Origin of the sequence: Janthinobacterium lyxosi, assembly GCF_051380665.1 — a bacterium.
In the GTDB taxonomy this organism is placed as follows: domain Bacteria; phylum Pseudomonadota; class Gammaproteobacteria; order Burkholderiales; family Burkholderiaceae_D; genus Janthinobacterium.
This window is the reverse complement of record NZ_JBNYXM010000017.1, coordinates 24,698-40,065: the sequence shown is the minus strand read 5'-3', so window position 1 is coordinate 40,065 and position 15,368 is coordinate 24,698. Positions and strand designations below refer to the sequence as shown.

The window sequence follows — 15,368 nt, the reverse complement described above, 5'->3', positions numbered from 1 at the left end:
TGAACATTCCCGCCGAATGAAGCCATCTATTTGGCAGAAACCAATACCAGTCCCTTCATGCCAGCCTCAAAGTGACCGGGTTGTAAGCAAGCAAATTCCACTTTGCCGGCTTTGTCGAACTGCCAGACAATGCTTCCCGATTTTCCAGGCGTTAGGGTCACCTGATTGGGTTCCGCATGCTCCATCTCCGGAAACTTTGCCATTTGTTGGGCATGTTCTTTCAACTCGCTCTCAGAACCAATGACCATCTCATGCTTGATCTTGCCGGAATTGTTGACGACAAAGCGAATGGTCTCGCCCCGTTTCACGGCAATAGACGCTGGGCTAAAGCGCATGGTGTCGTTCATATCGACAGTGACGGTACGCGTCACTTTTTTCGGGTCGCCCGACTTGCCCACAAGAGATGCGTTCTGCTCATTTGCGCCATGCTGGTGGCCACTATGTGCTGCTGGGCTGCTATCCGGCACCGCAGCATTGCTGAAAGTGCTCAAGCTGGCCAGTAACATTATTGCAATTGCATTTAAGGTCATCTTTTTCATATCGTACTCTCTTGTAGAAAACCGTCGCGGCATTACATCGCGGTAGGTGGTTGTTGAGTGGTAAGAATTGCCGCCGCCAACAGCGCACCGAGTAGTAGCAAGGTCTCTACTTGTAAAACGACTCTCACCAGCGTGACGCCGCGCAAGGAGCGGGAGGCGGCAGGTAGTCCGCGAAATTTGTTGTAGCCGCCGAAGGCAATGGCAAGAAGGACCAATGCAACTTTGACCAGTAAAGTGATGCCGTAGGTGGTATGAACAAGATGCTCGGAACTCCCCACTCGGTGCCAGGCGCTGTAGATGCCAGTAGCAATAATGGCAACTACTGCAAGCATTGCTGCCTGGGACATCAGTTCGAGGTATTGATCGGTGGACCCCGTATCAAATTTCCTTATCCGCGTCTCATGCAGAACAAACCAGCCGGACACCATCACCGCACCAGTCCATAGGCCGATGGCAAAAAAATGGATTGCTTCAACTGCTAGCGGAATAGTCCAGAAGCCTTCCTCGCCCGCATGCCCCATGGACGCCCGTATTGCAGAAAAAACAGCCAAAAGGAGAATGACAGCAATATCGCTGCTGCGGCCGATTCCGCCAACTAATCGCACAAGAAAGAGGGCAAGCATCGCCACAATAGTGGCGCAGCCTGCATGTCCGTAGTCGGTTGTAGACACCATCATCCAGAACATCGGGCAGGCTTCGCGCAGGCCCACACCTCCCATGATCGCCGTCGCGCTCAATAGTGCCGATGCACTAGCAACCGTGCTGATTGCCGCCGCCATCAAGTCAAGTTTGCGCAGCGCAGGCTCGAAATAATCATGGTTGACGCCGCTGGAACGCATCCAGTAACGTGCAAACCATGATCCGACGAGCCAGGCAAAGCCGAGGTTCAGCAGCAAAGCTGAACTAACTTGCAACAGCGAGACTGCATCCATTTATTTCACCGTGAACTTCAAGTCGCCTTTGCGACGGTGTCCATCGTGCCCTGCAACTGCCCAGCTCACGGTATAGGCACCAGCGTTCAATGTCGGTACTTCCAAGCGTAAGACGGCTGGATTCGCGGCATCGACCTTTGCCTTGCCTGCAGCGACGGGTTTGCCTTCGCCATCGCTCAGCGTAATCGAGCTAAAGGCTTCCTCCACCTTTTCGTTGAAGGTCAGCGTAATCGCCTTTGGTGCAACTGCCAGGGAGGCACCTGCCTCGGGGGTGGAGCTCTTCAAGCTCGCATGTGCCATGGCAAATGGGGTAGCCAGCGTTGCCGCCAATATGGATGTGGCAAGAATCATGTTCCGCAGGGTCGTCATCTTCAACTCTCTATGTGAAATTTACTTGACTGCTTCGATGGAGGTGACCGTCAATGCGCCGCCAACTTTTTCCACGACGAAACGTACTTTGTCGCCTTGTTTGACCTTGTCGAGCATTGACGGCTCCTTGACCTTGAACAGCATGGTCATTCCTGGCATGCCCAGGTTCTTCAGCTCACCATGTTTGATGGTCAGCTTGCCGGCGTCCTTGTCCACTTTCTTGATTTCGCCATCGCTCATCGCGTCTTGCGTCGCGGAGGCGCTCTGCTGCTGGGCGAACGCCACGGAGGTCGTTGCCACGGATGACAGGCCAATCAAGGTTCCCAATACAACTTTGTGCAGGTTTTTCATGATGATTCCTTTCAGTTGAATAAAAAATTAGTGACCGCTATGTCCGGTCGGCTTACGAACAGTGACTTCAATATTGGGTTTGTTCATCGTTGGCATCGACTGCCCCCCAGCGTTAGTGGCACGTTCGGGTTCAGGAAGGGCGCCCGTCCACTCGTATGCCACGGTTCCGGTCGGATGCTTGTACCAGCCAGGATCGGAATAGTCGCCGCGCTTCTGATCCTTGCGCACCTTCAATACGGTGAACATTCCCCCCATCTCAACCCCAGCGAACGGTCCTTCACCTGACATCATCGGTAAAGTATTATCTGGCAGCGGCATTTCCATGCCTCCCATGGAGCCGCCCTTGTCGCCCATCACCATATATTCAGGAACAATTTTGTTAATTTTTTCAGCAACCCCGCGATGGTTGACGCCGATCATTGTCGGTACCGAGTGGCCCATTGCATTCATGGTATGGTGGGATTTATGGCAGTGAAGTGCCCAGTCACCCAAATCCGTAGCGACGAACTCGATGGCACGCATTTGTCCAACTGCGACATCGGTGGTAACTTCAGGCCAGCGCGACGCGGGTGGTGTCCAGCCGCCATCCGTGCCAGTGACGAAAAACTCATGGCCATGTATATGAATAGGGTGGTTCGTCATCGTCAGGTTGCCGACACGGATGCGTACCTTGTCACCTTGGCGCACTGGCAATGAGTCAATGCCGGGAAACACGCGGCTATTGAATGTCCACAGGTTGAAGTCCAGCATGGTGTTGATCTTTGGCGTATAGCTTCCCGGCTCTACGTCATACGCGTTGAGCAGAAAAACAAAATCACGGTCCACAGCATGGAGCGACGGATCCTTTGGATGGGTGACCCAGAAGCCCATCATCCCCATTGCCATTTGGGCCATCTCGTCGGCGTGGGGATGGTACATAAACGTACCTGGCCGTTTGGCCTCGAATTCGTAAACGAAAGTCTTTCCAGGAGCGATACCCGGTTGCGTAAGGCCCGTGACGCCATCCATGCCGTTCGGCAATCGCTGTCCATGCCAATGAACACTGGTGTGCTCAGGTAGCTTGTTGGTCACGAAGATACGCACACGGTCACCTTCGACCACTTCAATTGTCGGCCCTGGGGATTGACCGTTATAGCCCCACAAGTTGGCTTTCATTCCTGGTGCAAGTTCACGCACTACGGGTTCGGCCACCAGATGGAATTCCTTTACGCCATTTTTCATCCGCCATGGCAATGACCAGCCGTTTAGGGTCACGACCGGATTGTAGGGCCGTCCAGTGGGGGGCGCCGGGGGAATGTGTGTCTTGGCATTGTCCATCAACATTGCCTCAGGCAATGACGCGGCACCAGCCTTGCTAACGGCAACGGCACTCACCGCTACAGCACCTGCACCTCTGAAAAAGTCTCTACGTGAAATCATGGCATGGTCCTTGTATCGTTCATACTTCCACCGCTGATGGCGGATTGAAGTTTGGTTTCCGCTATCCAAAAGTCGCGCTGGGTTTCGATGGCGGTATTCACGCTCACCAGTTGCTCGCGCGAGTCCGCCAGCAATTCGAACACGCTGGCAAGCATCCCGTTGTAGCGAAGCAGAACCTCGTCGGATATTTTTTTCCGCAGCGGCACAACATCGTCGCGATAATGACGGGCGATGTCATAGCTGGTACGGTATGCGGAGTAGGCCTCCCGCACCTCTGAGCGTGCCCGCACGGCGATGTCGGTGGTGCGATGGACGGACTGCATATAGAGCGCTTCCGCCCGCGCGACCTTGGCGCCACCCCAATCGAAGATCGGTAATTCGAGGGAAATCTGGTAGCCGTTCTCGCGTGGCAAGCCTGTCATACTCTTGTTGGTGTAGCCGGCATCAAAAACGTTGATGAAGCCAGTTGCCTTTGTTAAGCCAAGTGCCGCGGCCGTTGCCTCGGTCTCGCGGCGGGCCGACAGCATATCGAGACGTTGCGACATGGCCTGTGCTTCCGCATTATTCGTTTCCTGCGGCTTTTCCGGCAGAGGAGGCAACCTGTCCGGCAGTGTGAAGTTTTGCTGCTCTCCCCACAGCCCCAGGAGGCGAATGATCTGTTCGCGCGTGGCTGTTGCTTCATGCTTGGTCCGCGCCAACTGTGTCAACGCATCTTGGTAAAACGCACGCTCACGGGCCTGGTCAAGCGTGCTCCAGTTTCCGACCCTGGTCATGCTGTCGGCAAGTTGCGATGATGCCTCCGCAGCGCCACGCACTTGCTCCGCGAAAGCGGCCGATTGAGCCGCCGCAACGGCCATAAAATATGCCCGACGTGTTTCTGCCGCCAACTGCACAGCCTGAGCAGCTGTTAGCAGCTTTGCTTGTTCAAAGCGTCCTTGCTCAATGCGTCGACGTGTGGGCAGCGTCAGCAGGCCCGCAATGTCAAACATCACACTGCGATCGATTTCCGCGTTGCCACCACCGCTGATGCGGCCGAAACTAAAACTTGGATTTCGCATACGTCCAGCTTGTACAAATTCGGCCTCCGAGACCCCCAACTCAGCGAAGGAGACCTTCAGCGCTGCACTATTGAGCAGCGCAATCTGTACTGCAGATTCAGGCGTCAGTGGCGCGGACAGCAAGGACTGCACCTGTGAAGTGGACTGCTGGCTGTCTTTCAGCGTCTCTTTCATGAAGGGCTTGACTTGTCCAATCCGCTCTTGCGTTAGCCGAGAGACATCATTTAAACCGCCATCCGCTGAAAAGCTGGCGCAACCAGCAAGAAATACCACACCGAATACAGCGGCTACCCGATTGGGTGCTGGCAACGATAATCGCTTCATGTCATTTGCCTTTCATGTTCATTTGATGGCCCTTGTGCGGATCGCTCGCCGAAGGCGGCTTGGGGTTTTCCTGGCCTTTTTCACCAGTTACCATTTCCATCGACATGTCGCCCTGAGCGCCCCCTGTTACATCTTGATTTGCCTGAATCCAGGCCTTATCTGGAGATATCGGGGGCTCGCCAATCGGCTTAACATCAGCAAAAGCAGAGACATACTTCAGCGGCGGCACAGTTGCGTTAGCATCTGCCACCGCCGCAGAGGTGCTAGCGGGCTGAGCGGATTGTGCATAGACAACCGGCGAGAAGCTAACCATTGCCAGAAGCAATAAGTGGAAGCGTTGCATGATTATCTTTCAAAATTGCTACTTATTGGGTGGATACAGCACGAGGTGAGGCGAACGCGAGTGCATGATTTCAGCAATCGGCGGGGAAGGTGGCGTGAAAAGAGCTCAAGCGGCGCGAGGAACGGGTGGTGGCCATTATCAGCTCCATGGCGACGCCTCCAAAAGTAGGGCGAGGCATCCGCTGTCCTGCACCTTACCTGTGCCAGCTTGCTTGCAATGCGCGTCAGCATACGATTCATCCGCGTATCCTCGCCGTGGTGCTCCACCAGGTTGCTTGCACATTACCCGAACCAACCGAGATGAAACCGACCACTCACGCTACACCTTCCAATTAACGGAAGGTCAAGCATCTTTCAGTTTGCCAGAGTATTTTCACTTCCACCTTGCCACAATCACCGCTCGCTGATTTAATTACATCACCGCAATTCATCATATAGACAAAAAACACTGGAGACCTCGTGCGCCAACTGACTTTCCTTATCGCTATTTCCGTATTCAGTCTCCCCCTATATGCGGCCACACCAACTGAAACTGTTGCTGCATTTCACGAAGCGCTCGCCAGCGGCAGGTCCGAGCAGGCGAGCACTTTGCTTAGCCCGGAAATTAATATTTACGAATCTGGGCATGTTGAGCGTTCCCGTGATGAATACGCTGGCCATCACCTGCCAGCCGATACCGCCTTTGCCAAGGCCACCAAAAGCAAAGTCCTCAAACAAAACGAACGTATTGATGGAAACCTGGCGGTCGTGATGCAGGAAACAGAGACCACAGGACAATTCCAGGGCAAAAATGTGCACTTATTCGGCACGGAAACAGCTTTGCTCGAAAAACATGGCGATCAATGGATCATCTTTCATCTTCACTGGTCGTCCCGCAAATCTCAGTAACTTCATGTGCCAGTAGCCCACAGGCGGGCGTATATGTAGTTAGTTGGCGTAAGTCGGGTTAGGGGTCACATACACACGTACGCCGTGCGTATTCACATCGGACGGTGCAATTGCCGAAAAGTCAAAGCTTGCAGTGGCGCGCAGCGTATCGAACTGCCAAGTGAACGTCTTGCCATCCACGTCAAATTTGACAACGTCGCCCTGAGCGACATTCACATACTTGGTCGCCGATGAAATCGTTATGGTGCGTGTGGCGGCCGGCGCGGGAGCAGTACTGCCGAACGCAGGATTCGAGTGCATTTCGCTTTGGTGTGCCATAGCGGCGATGGGGCTGAGCGCGATGACAGCGAAAACGGCGATGATATTTTCTTTGAGGGATTTCATTGGAATGTCCTTATTGTTCAGTTGCGGGTTAAAGAAGTTGCGAAACCGATGAAGCTATTCTACGTAGGGGACCCGCACACCCGAATGACGGAAACATTACATTTGCATTACAGAAACCCTAACAATTTGACTGGGGTAATAGGATCGAAGTGGAGCCGCGACTTTCTGGCCGCAGGATGCTAGGTGCAGCACTGGTTTATCAATAGCAGGATGAGTGTGCAGCGGTATACAGTCATTTCGGCCACCACGCATTCACACTAAGCGCTACTAGCCAATCTCCTTTGCTGCGAGTTTTTTCTCAATAAATCGTTCCTCGGCACATAAGTGCGATACCAAAGTTTCCAACGAGCTGAGGGGCGCGCACCTCCGCCACCGAGTACGACGATTCCGCCAATTGGTATGTCGACACACCTGGAGAGGACCCGGACGGCAAAAGCAAGGTGAATCGATAGGTGCGCATAAAAACAGGTTTACATTAATTTCATAATTCGATTATTATAGAACTATGAAATTAAATGGAGTGCACATGGAAACCAAAAATGTGATCGCCGCGTTGGCGGCACTGGCACAGGAGTCACGCCTAGCCATCTTTCGTCTGCTAGTCCAGACCGGGCCGCAAGGGATGGCCGCAACGAAGATTGCCGAACATCTTGGCATACCGCCATCGTCCCTGTCATTTCACTTGAAGGAGTTGGTACACGCGGACCTGATCGTGCCGCGTCAAGATGGACGCTTTGTCATCTACGCCGCGCATATCGACAGCATGAATGCCCTGATCGGCTTTTTGACCGATAACTGTTGCGGCGGTGCACCTTGCACTACTGCGCAAGATGCAGTCTGTGACACTGTATGAATCCAAACATACAAATCGAATCGCCCCACCACCAACGTAGTGATTAAAGGAGTCGTCATGACCGACAAAGTTTACAACGTGTTGTTTCTCTGTACTGGCAATTCAGCCCGTAGCGTGATGGCCGAGGCGCTGGTCTCCACCATGAGCAAGGGCCGCTTCCGGGGCTTTTCGGCTGGCAGCCACCCGGGCGGTAGCGTCAACTCATTCGCCATCGAGCAAATTGAAGCGACGGGCTATCCGCTCGACAAACTGCGCAGCAAGAGCTGGGATGAATTCGGTACGGCAGACGCTCCGCACATGGATTTCATTATTACCGTGTGCGACAACGCAGCCGGCGAGGTCTGCCCTTACTGGCCAGGCCATCCGCTTTCGGCGCACTGGGGCTTTGAAGACCCGGCTGCAGCCACCGGTACCGACGCAGAAAAGCGCGCGGTATTCCATAAGGTGTTCCGCCAGATCATGACCCGGATGAACGTCTTCGTCAGCTTGCCGCTGCACATGCTCGAAAAAAACGCGATCCAGCACGAGATCAAGGCAATTGGACAAAGCGCCGTCTAGTAGGCGAGCGCCCCGGCATGCCTGTAGATGACGGGCATGCCTTACTTTTCACTATTTTGCGATAACTTCATGAACGTTCTTTTTTTGTGTACCGGCAACTCTTGCCGCTCCATCCTGGCCGAAGCGACTTTTAATCATTTGGCGCCGACAGGCTGGCATGCGCTGAGCGCAGGCAGCCATCCGGCCGGGGCGCTGCACCCAGGAGCGCTGGCGTTGCTGGCCAAGGAACAGATCTCGACCCAGGGGTATTACAGCAAGTCCTGGGATGCGCTGCCTTCGGTGCCCGATATCGTCATCACCGTGTGTGCCAGCGCCGCCGGTGAGACGTGCCCGGCCTACTTGGGCCCAGTGCTTCGTAGCCACTGGGGTGTAGACGATCCCGGCCATGTCACGCGGACGGACGCAGAAAAGGACGCAGCTTTCCGGGCGACGTATAGCATTCTGCGTGCGCGCATCGAGGCGTTCTTCGCCTTGCCGCTGGAGCAGCTGCAGCATGATCCATTACGCCTGAAAGCTGAACTCGACAACATTTCCAGTGTCTTTGCCCCGACCGCCTCCAAGGAGGCACTCGTATGTTGACTGCTTTCCTGATTTTCTTGGCGACTCTGGTACTGGTTATCTGGCAGCCGCGTGGCCTGGGTATTGGCTGGAGCGCTGCCATCGGCGCTGGCGTCGCGCTGCTGGCTGGCGTCATCCAGTTGTCGGACATTCCCGTCGTCTGGCACATCGTATGGAATGCAACCGGCACGTTTATCGCCGTCATCATCATCAGCCTGCTGCTCGACAAGGCCGGTTTCTTCGAATGGGCCGCATTGCACGTGGCGCGCTGGGGTGGCGGCAGCGGTCGCAAGCTGTTTGTCTTGCTGGTCCTGTTGGGCGCCGCCGTCGCAGCCCTGTTCGCCAACGATGGCGCCGCGCTGATATTGACACCCATCGTGATCGCCATGCTGCTGGAACTGAAGTTTTCAGCCAAGGCGACCTTGGCGTTCGTGATGGCGGCCGGCTTTATCGCCGACACGGCCAGCCTGCCGCTGGTGGTGTCTAACCTGGTCAATATCGTTTCGGCCGACTATTTCAAGATTGGCTTTGCCGAGTATGCGGCCGTGATGGTGCCGGTCAACGCGGTGGCGGTGATAGCGACCCTGCTGGCACTGATGTGGTTTTTCCGCAAGGACATCCCGAAAGACTATGACGTCTCCCAGCTCAAACGTCCCGGCACCGCAATTCGCGACATGGCGACCTTCAAAGCGGGCTGGCTGGTCCTGGCGCTGCTGCTGATCGGCTTTTTCTGGCTGGAGAGCCTGGGCGTGCCGATCAGTGCTGTTGCCGCCGTCGGCGCCGCGCTGTTGCTGGGTGTCGCGGCCAAAGGCCATGTGATACCCACGCGTGAAGTCATCCGTAATGCGCCATGGCAGATCGTCGTTTTCTCGCTGGGCATGTACCTGGTCGTCTATGGCTTGCGCAATGCGGGCCTGACCGGTTACCTGACTGGCGTGCTGAATCACTTTGCCCAATATGGCGTGTGGGGTGCGGCCATGGGTACCGGCGTGCTGACGGCGGTTCTGTCCTCGATCATGAACAATATGCCGACGGTGCTGATCGGCGCCTTGTCGATCGACCCGACCACGGCGCAGGGCGCTGTGCGCGAAGCGATGATTTATGCCAATGTCATTGGCAGTGACCTAGGGCCGAAGATTACCCCGATCGGCAGCCTGGCGACCCTGTTGTGGCTGCATGTTCTCGACAGTAAGAAGATTCACATCTCCTGGGGCTACTACTTCCGCGTCGGCATCGTCCTCACCTTGCCTGTGTTGCTGGTGACCCTGGCGGCGCTGGCACTGCGCCTCAGTTATTAACCAAAGGATCTATTATGGATATCACTATTTATCACAATCCAGCCTGTGGCACCTCGCGCAACACCTTGGCGTTGATCCGCAATACTGGTGTCGAGCCGCAGGTCATCGAATACCTGCAGCAACCGCCAATCCGCGAGACCCTGGCCGATTTGATTGCCCGTGCTGGCTTGAGTGTGCGCGAGGCCATTCGTCAGAAGGGGACGCCTTACCTGGAACTGGGCCTCGACCAAGCCCAAATCAGCGATGAGACCCTGTTGGACGCCATGCTGGCCCATCCCATCCTCATCAATCGTCCCTTCGTGGTCACGCCGCTCGGCGTGCGACTGTGCCGCCCATCGGAGGTCGTGCTAGACATTCTTCCTTTGCCGCAGCTGGGCGCGTTTGTCAAAGAAGATGGCGAGGCGGTCATCGATGCACAAGGAAAGCGGGTGGTGCCACATGCATAAGCTCACTGATCACTTGCCCAACATCAGCGCCGCGCACCTCGATACGCCGACCCTGGATAAACTTGCGCCGCCGACGGTGGCCACGCACCCGCCGCGTATCCTCCTGCTGTATGGCTCGCTGCGCGAACGCTCGTTCAGCCGCTTGCTGACCCTGGAAGCGGAGCGCCTGTTGCAGCACTTCGGTGCTGAAACACGGGTCTTCGACCCGCACGGCTTGCCCATGGTCGACAGCGTCAGCCCTGACCACCCCAAGGTTCAGGAATTGCGCGCCTTGTCGCTGTGGTCGGAAGGCCAGGTCTGGTGCAGCCCGGAACGCCATGGCGCCGTGACGGGCGTGTTCAAGTCGCAGATCGACTGGCTGCCGCTGGAAATGGGTAGCGTGCGTCCCACGCAGGGGCGTACCCTGGCGGTGATGCAAGTATCGGGCGGCTCGCAATCGTTCAACGCCGTCAACGGCTTGCGCGTGCTGGGCCGCTGGATGCGCATGGTGACCATCCCGAACCAGTCGTCCGTTGCCAAGGCATACCAGGAGTTCGACGACAACGACCGCATGAAGCCATCGCCATACTACGACCGCCTGGTCGACGTCATGGAGGAATTGTATAAATTCACCCTGGTGGTGCGCGATCGCTCGGATTACCTGACTAGCCGCTATAGCGAACGCAAGGAATCCATGCCGGCCGACGTGCTCGCTCTCGCTGCAGCGGCCATGGAGCACGAGACGCCAAGCAAATAGGCTGTTTTCACGTTGGCCCGCTTCTCGGGCCGTCACTGCACCATGACATAGCCAAGGTTTTGGCTGAAAAGGGTAAGATGAAGATGAAAATTCTGGTGTTTCTCGGTTCTATTCGCACCAGCACACCACCCCTGCCAGCGCGCGTGGGCGAACGCGTCGCCAAGGCCTGCGCGGCGCAGTGCAGCCGCGATGGCCACAATGTGGTGCTCATCGATCCACTCGACTACGACCTGGGTGACGTGTTCAAGCCGCACTTTTCCTATGCACAGGGGCGGGCGCCCCTGCCGCTAGAGCATCTGGCCAGTGAAATTGCCAGCGCCGATGGGTATGTGATGGTCAGTCCTGAGTACAATCATTCGATGAGCCCAGCACTGATGCATTTACTGAACCACTTTGGCAGTTCCCTGTTTGCCTTCAAGCCCAGCGCCATCGTGACTTATTCGGCAGGGCAGTGGGGTGGCGTGCGGGCAGCGGTCGGTATGCGTACGTTTCTGTCCGAGCTGGGCTGTTTGCCGGTGTCGGCCATGATCCATATTCCGTCCGCACATACTGTTTTTGCTGCCGATGGCAGCTTTGCGCCTGAAGTCGATAGTACGCGTTGGGTATCCTATATTGAGCGCACTTTTTCCCAGTTGATCTGGTGGGCCGACGCCGCAGGACGGGAGCGTGCCCGCTCGGGAGGTACCGGGCCTTCGCCGGCATTCCTGCGCGATCCTACTCAACGCAATGCGCCGTGAGGCCACATATGAGGGATTATTGCTAGAATGACACTTCGGGGCGCCGTGCGCAGTTTGCGGCCGGGCTGCTTCCTGCCACTTCACGTCTATATGGATCCCGCTGATGATTCGACTTGCCACTACCACCGATGCCGCTATGATCGCAACGATCTACAATCATTACGTCAGCAGCTCCACCATCACGTTTGAAGAGCAGATAGTTGGCACCAATGAGATGGCCCAGCGTATCGCCTCGGTGAGCGCGCAGTTGCCGTGGTACGTCTTTGAGTGTGACAGTCAAATACTAGGTTACGCCTACGCAACGCCCTGGCGTGCCCGGAGCGCTTATCGTTTTTCCGTGGAGTCAACGGTGTACGTGGCGCACGACGGTGTCGGCCAGGGAATCGGCCGACAACTATACAATACCCTGATCGAAGAACTCCGGCGCCGCCAACTGCAGGTGGTCATTGGTGGCATCGCGCAGCCCAATGAAGCTAGCGTTGCTTTGCATGAACGCCTGGGGTTTGAGAAGGTGGCCATGTTCAAGCGGGTCGGCCGTAAATTTGATCAGTGGATCGATGTGGGGTACTGGGAACTGCAGCTCGGGTAGCTAACCGCTGAGCACAAGATTTCTGTCTTCGAAAATCCATTTTCAGCGCTTAACTGTTTCGTTCGGTGGTGTCGTGTCAGGAAAAAAAAGCGTGAATTGGGTAACGCCACTAAGCTCACTCATGACGCTGGCGCGGCCATGGTGAAGCGTCATGATGGATTTGACGATTGAAAGACCCAAGCCAGCGGAGGCTGACGTACTGGATCTCGATTTATCGGAACGATAGAACCGATCAAACAGCCGCGGCAGGTGTTCCTGCGTGATGCCTAGGCCAGGATTGGAAACGGCAATCACGGCCCCGTCGTCGTCAGCAATAGCCTTGAGCGTGATAGTTTCGCCCTCTGCGGTGTACCGAATGGCGTTCGATACAAGGTTGCTCACCGCGCGGCGAAGCAGGAGTCCATCAGCAAGCACTTTACCAGTGGCGATGACGATGATTGATATCCCGGCGTCGGATGCCGGCCCTTCAAAATACTCGGCGATTCGCGTCAGCTCAACATCCATATCAAGCTGTTCAGTTGCTAGCAAAACTTGGTCATGGTCAGCCCGCGCCAAAAATAATATACTTTCCACCATTCTAGCTAGACGGCCAAACTCCTCGTAGTTAGATGAGAGCAGGTTTTGATATTCCTCCGATTCTCTGGGGTGAGACAGGGCAACTTCTGTTTGCACCATCAGATTGTTGAGCGGCGTACGCAAATCATGTGCCAGGTCATCTGCGAACTGGGAAAGGTTATTAAAGCTATTTTGCAAGCGGTCAAGCACCTCATTGAACGAATCAGCCAGTATCTGGAATTCCATCGGGGCTGATTTTGCATGCAAGCGCACTTCCAAATTGTGCGCGCTGACTTGCTGAGCTTGCTGCGCGAAGAGCTTCACTTTGTCCAACGCGCGACGCACAAGCAGAAACCCCAGTAGGGCTGTTAGCACAGCACCAAAGAAGCCTGAAGCAAGAACTTTTAACTTGTATGCAGATAGAACAGCTGCGCGACTCTCTTCGCTCCGGGCGAGCGTGATTTGCACCACGGAACCTGTCGAACCAACGGTACCTAGCGCTGCGATGACCCTTAGGTTGGGTTCGCTATGCCCTGGCGCAGCACGTACATGAGATGGCTCTGGCATCGTCTCAGCCGGCACAGCGCCATTGGCATGCATGAATGAACGTTCACTGGTATTGCGGGTTAATTCTTCACCGTCTTGTGCCTGCATAACGAGCAAAAAGCCGCCATGCAAATCGACCGCATCTAAAAAGCGGTGCGGATCCACACGAATCGATTCTACACTCGGTGTTTCCTCAAGCATATGCCTTATGAACACAATACGGTCAACAAGGTCTGCATCATCCCGTGCCTGGAGCTGTGCTGCGAGTGCTTGATAGAGATAGATGCCTAAGGCTGAAAATACAATTGCCGAGATGCAGGCGAAGAGCGCCCCCAGCTGAGTTGTGAGAGACCAGTTCTTGATCTTCATTGTCTATCTTCTAACACATAGCCCATACTCCGAATCGTATGGATCAGTTTGACCTCGAAGGGGTCGTCAATTTTTGCTCGTAGACGGCGTACCGCGACATCCACCACGTTCGTGTCGCTGTCAAAATTCATGTCCCAGACTTGCGATGCAATCAACGGCCGGGACAAAACTTGTCCGACCCGCTTGGATAATAAATGCAAAAGTGCAAATTCTTTTGCAGTCAAATCAATCCGAACACCGGCGCGTATGACTCTTCGCTTGGGAATGTCCAGTTCCAGATCGGCAATCTGAAAAATATCAGCTTCTCTGATCGGCCCTCGGCGCAACAACGTTCGAATACGAACAAGCAACTCAACAAAAGCGAATGGCTTGACTAAGTAATCATCCGCACCAAGCTCCAGACCTTTGATGCGGTCATCGAGTCCATCCCGTGCGGTAAGAAACAGCACCGGAGTATCGACCGTTTTGCGCAACTCAGCGATGATTTGCCAACCATCTAAGCCCGGAAGCATGACGTCAAGCACGATCAGGTCATAATGGGCAGTAGTGGCAGCGTGAAGTCCGTCGGGTCCAGTTCTCGCCAAGTCAACCACAAAGCCAGACTCGTTCAGACCTTTCTGGATATATTCGCCCGCCTTTTGCTCGTCTTCCACCACTAATAATCGCATATCACTTTTCCACTCGTTCAACTGCTGTGTCCACGTTATGCGGAGGGCGAAGATACCTGTCGGTCTCCGTCTTTAGTCTACCTTGGAAAGGTGACAGTCGTCTAACGCCAGGATTACAATCCTGTCAGAATTGAACTGTTTACCTGTGCTCACTAGAATACGATCAAAGGTTCCTGCACTTTTTTAAATTTGCACAACAGCGCCATGATGTGAGCGGTGACCAAGAAGGGCGCGCTATCGGTCGGCAGGCTTACAAAGAGCAGAACGCATTGTCGAGGGATGGTGCTCATGAGTACCGCGTGTTCGAATGTTAAGATGCTTCTAAGAAATGTCGACCTGATTGTTTACTAAATGTTTTTCATGTGTTGTGGTGAAATTTTTCTCTTGCAAGTAGCCCTCGCAAAGTCATGACAGGCGTGATACATTCCGGGCATGCGCAAGTCCCTCTCCCACTACCTCGCTTTTTTCCTGTTCGTCATGTTCATGACGAACAGCGGCGCATGGATGGGGAGTAGCGTTCGCCTGGCACATGAGATCGCGCATATCGGCCAGCTCGACCAGGATGCAGGTGAGCATGAGCATGCCCACCTAGGCCATAGCGACGACGGCGATCATGATGATCGCGGCAATGACGTGCCTGGCAAGTCCGGACACCAGGCATTGCACGCCGTTGACCACCTTCAGTTTTTCCCGCATACCGCCTTTGGCGGCTTTTCCATGCCGGCCGCGGACGCCAATGTCCCACCGCAATTTGTCGCCCTGCGCTTGCCGCTCCCATCGTTCGATACCCCGTTTCGCCCCCCTTGTAGCGACGCGCTGACAGCCTAACTCCGTCTGTATGACCGGAGG

At 55.2% G+C, this 15,368-nt stretch carries 20 protein-coding genes; 10 read left to right on the top strand and 10 right to left on the bottom strand.

The features are described from left to right. Nucleotides 1-26: 26 nt before the first annotated feature. The 7 genes from ACQ4WP_RS18630 to ACQ4WP_RS18600 are packed head-to-tail and all read right to left on the bottom strand — an operon-like array spanning nt 27 to nt 5,335. Nucleotides 27-530 (bottom strand): cupredoxin domain-containing protein, encoded by a 504-nt coding sequence (locus ACQ4WP_RS18630; RefSeq protein ID WP_436523322.1) that lies wholly within the window; start codon nt 528-530, stop codon nt 27-29. Nucleotides 531-571: 41 nt separating this feature from the next. Next, nucleotides 572-1,471, bottom strand: coding sequence for a copper resistance D family protein (locus tag ACQ4WP_RS18625; RefSeq protein ID WP_436523192.1), 900 nt, complete (start codon nt 1,469-1,471; stop codon nt 572-574). Beyond that, nucleotides 1,472-1,840, bottom strand: a complete 369-nt coding sequence (copC, locus tag ACQ4WP_RS18620; protein WP_436523190.1) for a copper homeostasis periplasmic binding protein CopC — start codon at nt 1,838-1,840, stop codon at nt 1,472-1,474. It abuts the gene before it with no gap. 21 nt (nt 1,841-1,861) lie between these two features. Beyond that, entirely contained in the window at nt 1,862-2,191 is a 330-nt protein-coding gene (locus tag ACQ4WP_RS18615) for a copper-binding protein (protein ID WP_436523188.1), read from the bottom strand. A 27-nt stretch (nt 2,192-2,218) separates the two neighbouring features. Next, nucleotides 2,219-3,610 (bottom strand): multicopper oxidase family protein, encoded by a 1,392-nt coding sequence (locus ACQ4WP_RS18610; protein ID WP_436523186.1) that lies wholly within the window; start codon nt 3,608-3,610, stop codon nt 2,219-2,221. Next, a complete protein-coding gene (locus ACQ4WP_RS18605) occupies nt 3,607-4,992 on the bottom strand; it encodes a TolC family protein (protein ID WP_436523184.1) in 1,386 nt (461 codons plus the stop codon). Before ACQ4WP_RS18605 ends, ACQ4WP_RS18610 begins: the two co-directional genes overlap by 4 nt. 1 nt (nt 4,993) lies before the next feature. Further along, entirely contained in the window at nt 4,994-5,335 is a 342-nt protein-coding gene (locus tag ACQ4WP_RS18600) for a hypothetical protein (RefSeq protein WP_436523182.1), read from the bottom strand. Between the two features lie 458 nt (nt 5,336-5,793). Between ACQ4WP_RS18600 and ACQ4WP_RS18595 the strand changes: the two genes are divergently transcribed. Continuing rightward, nucleotides 5,794-6,222: a YybH family protein gene (locus ACQ4WP_RS18595; protein ID WP_436523180.1), complete on the top strand. Its 429-nt coding sequence runs from the start codon at nt 5,794-5,796 to the stop codon at nt 6,220-6,222. Nucleotides 6,223-6,261: 39 nt separating this feature from the next. On the opposite strand, the gene ACQ4WP_RS18590 is transcribed toward ACQ4WP_RS18595, so the two are convergent. Beyond that, nucleotides 6,262-6,606 carry a CzcE family metal-binding protein gene (locus ACQ4WP_RS18590; protein ID WP_436523178.1) on the bottom strand — a complete coding sequence of 115 codons (345 nt, stop codon included), beginning with the start codon at nt 6,604-6,606 and terminating at the stop codon, nt 6,262-6,264. A 526-nt stretch (nt 6,607-7,132) separates the two neighbouring features. On the opposite strand from ACQ4WP_RS18590, the gene ACQ4WP_RS18585 reads away from it, so the two are divergent. From ACQ4WP_RS18585 to ACQ4WP_RS18550, 8 genes are all read left to right on the top strand, one after another. Further along, nucleotides 7,133-7,459, top strand: coding sequence for an ArsR/SmtB family transcription factor (locus ACQ4WP_RS18585; protein WP_436523176.1), 327 nt, complete (start codon nt 7,133-7,135; stop codon nt 7,457-7,459). A 57-nt stretch (nt 7,460-7,516) separates the two neighbouring features. Beyond that, nucleotides 7,517-8,017, top strand: a complete 501-nt coding sequence (locus ACQ4WP_RS18580) for an arsenate reductase ArsC (RefSeq protein ID WP_436523174.1) — start codon at nt 7,517-7,519, stop codon at nt 8,015-8,017. 69 nt (nt 8,018-8,086) lie between these two features. After that, entirely contained in the window at nt 8,087-8,596 is a 510-nt protein-coding gene (locus ACQ4WP_RS18575) for an arsenate reductase ArsC (RefSeq protein WP_436523320.1), read from the top strand. Beyond that, nucleotides 8,590-9,873: an arsenic transporter gene (locus ACQ4WP_RS18570; RefSeq protein WP_436523172.1), complete on the top strand. Its 1,284-nt coding sequence runs from the start codon at nt 8,590-8,592 to the stop codon at nt 9,871-9,873. The genes ACQ4WP_RS18575 and ACQ4WP_RS18570 overlap by 7 nt, the downstream gene beginning before the upstream one ends. A 14-nt stretch (nt 9,874-9,887) precedes the next feature. Beyond that, nucleotides 9,888-10,319, top strand: a complete 432-nt coding sequence (arsC, locus tag ACQ4WP_RS18565) for an arsenate reductase (glutaredoxin) (protein ID WP_436523170.1) — start codon at nt 9,888-9,890, stop codon at nt 10,317-10,319. Then, nucleotides 10,312-11,055 (top strand): arsenical resistance protein ArsH, encoded by a 744-nt coding sequence (arsH, locus tag ACQ4WP_RS18560; protein WP_436523168.1) that lies wholly within the window; start codon nt 10,312-10,314, stop codon nt 11,053-11,055. Before arsC ends, arsH begins: the two co-directional genes overlap by 8 nt. 77 nt (nt 11,056-11,132) lie before the next feature. Next, complete coding sequence (locus ACQ4WP_RS18555) at nt 11,133-11,792, top strand: NADPH-dependent FMN reductase (protein WP_436523166.1); 660 nt, start codon at nt 11,133-11,135, stop codon at nt 11,790-11,792. Between the two features lie 103 nt (nt 11,793-11,895). Beyond that, nucleotides 11,896-12,381: an arsinothricin resistance N-acetyltransferase ArsN1 family B gene (locus ACQ4WP_RS18550; RefSeq protein WP_436523164.1), complete on the top strand. Its 486-nt coding sequence runs from the start codon at nt 11,896-11,898 to the stop codon at nt 12,379-12,381. Between the two features lie 42 nt (nt 12,382-12,423). Here ACQ4WP_RS18550 and ACQ4WP_RS18545 read toward each other — a convergent pair whose 3' ends face one another. Both ACQ4WP_RS18545 and ACQ4WP_RS18540 read right to left on the bottom strand, forming a co-directional pair. Further along, nucleotides 12,424-13,851, bottom strand: coding sequence for a heavy metal sensor histidine kinase (locus ACQ4WP_RS18545; protein WP_436523162.1), 1,428 nt, complete (start codon nt 13,849-13,851; stop codon nt 12,424-12,426). Next, nucleotides 13,848-14,519, bottom strand: a complete 672-nt coding sequence (locus ACQ4WP_RS18540) for a heavy metal response regulator transcription factor (RefSeq protein ID WP_076568658.1) — start codon at nt 14,517-14,519, stop codon at nt 13,848-13,850. The genes ACQ4WP_RS18545 and ACQ4WP_RS18540 overlap by 4 nt, the downstream gene beginning before the upstream one ends. 432 nt (nt 14,520-14,951) lie before the next feature. Here ACQ4WP_RS18540 and ACQ4WP_RS18535 point away from each other — a divergent pair, with 432 nt between their 5' ends. Then, entirely contained in the window at nt 14,952-15,347 is a 396-nt protein-coding gene (locus ACQ4WP_RS18535) for a hypothetical protein (RefSeq protein ID WP_436523160.1), read from the top strand. The last annotated feature ends 21 nt before the right edge of the window (nt 15,348-15,368 follow it).

Excerpts from the sequence above, each read along its gene's own strand:
- ACQ4WP_RS18630 (WP_436523322.1), bottom strand. The coding sequence starts at position 530 with ATGACCTTAAATGCAATTGCAATAATGTTACTGGCCAGCTTGAGCACT.
- ACQ4WP_RS18625 (WP_436523192.1), bottom strand. The coding sequence starts at position 1,471 with ATGGATGCAGTCTCGCTGTTGCAAGTTAGTTCAGCTTTGCTGCTGAAC.
- copC (WP_436523190.1), bottom strand. The coding sequence starts at position 1,840 with ATGACGACCCTGCGGAACATGATTCTTGCCACATCCATATTGGCGGCA.
- ACQ4WP_RS18615 (WP_436523188.1), bottom strand. The coding sequence starts at position 2,191 with ATGAAAAACCTGCACAAAGTTGTATTGGGAACCTTGATTGGCCTGTCA.
- ACQ4WP_RS18610 (WP_436523186.1), bottom strand. The coding sequence starts at position 3,610 with ATGATTTCACGTAGAGACTTTTTCAGAGGTGCAGGTGCTGTAGCGGTG.
- ACQ4WP_RS18605 (WP_436523184.1), bottom strand. The coding sequence starts at position 4,992 with ATGAAGCGATTATCGTTGCCAGCACCCAATCGGGTAGCCGCTGTATTC.
- ACQ4WP_RS18600 (WP_436523182.1), bottom strand. The coding sequence starts at position 5,335 with ATGCAACGCTTCCACTTATTGCTTCTGGCAATGGTTAGCTTCTCGCCG.
- ACQ4WP_RS18590 (WP_436523178.1), bottom strand. The coding sequence starts at position 6,606 with ATGAAATCCCTCAAAGAAAATATCATCGCCGTTTTCGCTGTCATCGCG.
- ACQ4WP_RS18585 (WP_436523176.1), top strand. The coding sequence starts at position 7,133 with ATGGAAACCAAAAATGTGATCGCCGCGTTGGCGGCACTGGCACAGGAG.
- ACQ4WP_RS18580 (WP_436523174.1), top strand. The coding sequence starts at position 7,517 with ATGACCGACAAAGTTTACAACGTGTTGTTTCTCTGTACTGGCAATTCA.
- ACQ4WP_RS18575 (WP_436523320.1), top strand. The coding sequence starts at position 8,087 with ATGAACGTTCTTTTTTTGTGTACCGGCAACTCTTGCCGCTCCATCCTG.
- ACQ4WP_RS18570 (WP_436523172.1), top strand. The coding sequence starts at position 8,590 with ATGTTGACTGCTTTCCTGATTTTCTTGGCGACTCTGGTACTGGTTATC.
- arsC (WP_436523170.1), top strand. The coding sequence starts at position 9,888 with ATGGATATCACTATTTATCACAATCCAGCCTGTGGCACCTCGCGCAAC.
- arsH (WP_436523168.1), top strand. The coding sequence starts at position 10,312 with ATGCATAAGCTCACTGATCACTTGCCCAACATCAGCGCCGCGCACCTC.
- ACQ4WP_RS18555 (WP_436523166.1), top strand. The coding sequence starts at position 11,133 with ATGAAGATGAAAATTCTGGTGTTTCTCGGTTCTATTCGCACCAGCACA.
- ACQ4WP_RS18550 (WP_436523164.1), top strand. The coding sequence starts at position 11,896 with ATGATTCGACTTGCCACTACCACCGATGCCGCTATGATCGCAACGATC.
- ACQ4WP_RS18545 (WP_436523162.1), bottom strand. The coding sequence starts at position 13,851 with ATGAAGATCAAGAACTGGTCTCTCACAACTCAGCTGGGGGCGCTCTTC.
- ACQ4WP_RS18540 (WP_076568658.1), bottom strand. The coding sequence starts at position 14,519 with ATGCGATTATTAGTGGTGGAAGACGAGCAAAAGGCGGGCGAATATATC.
- ACQ4WP_RS18535 (WP_436523160.1), top strand. The coding sequence starts at position 14,952 with ATGCGCAAGTCCCTCTCCCACTACCTCGCTTTTTTCCTGTTCGTCATG.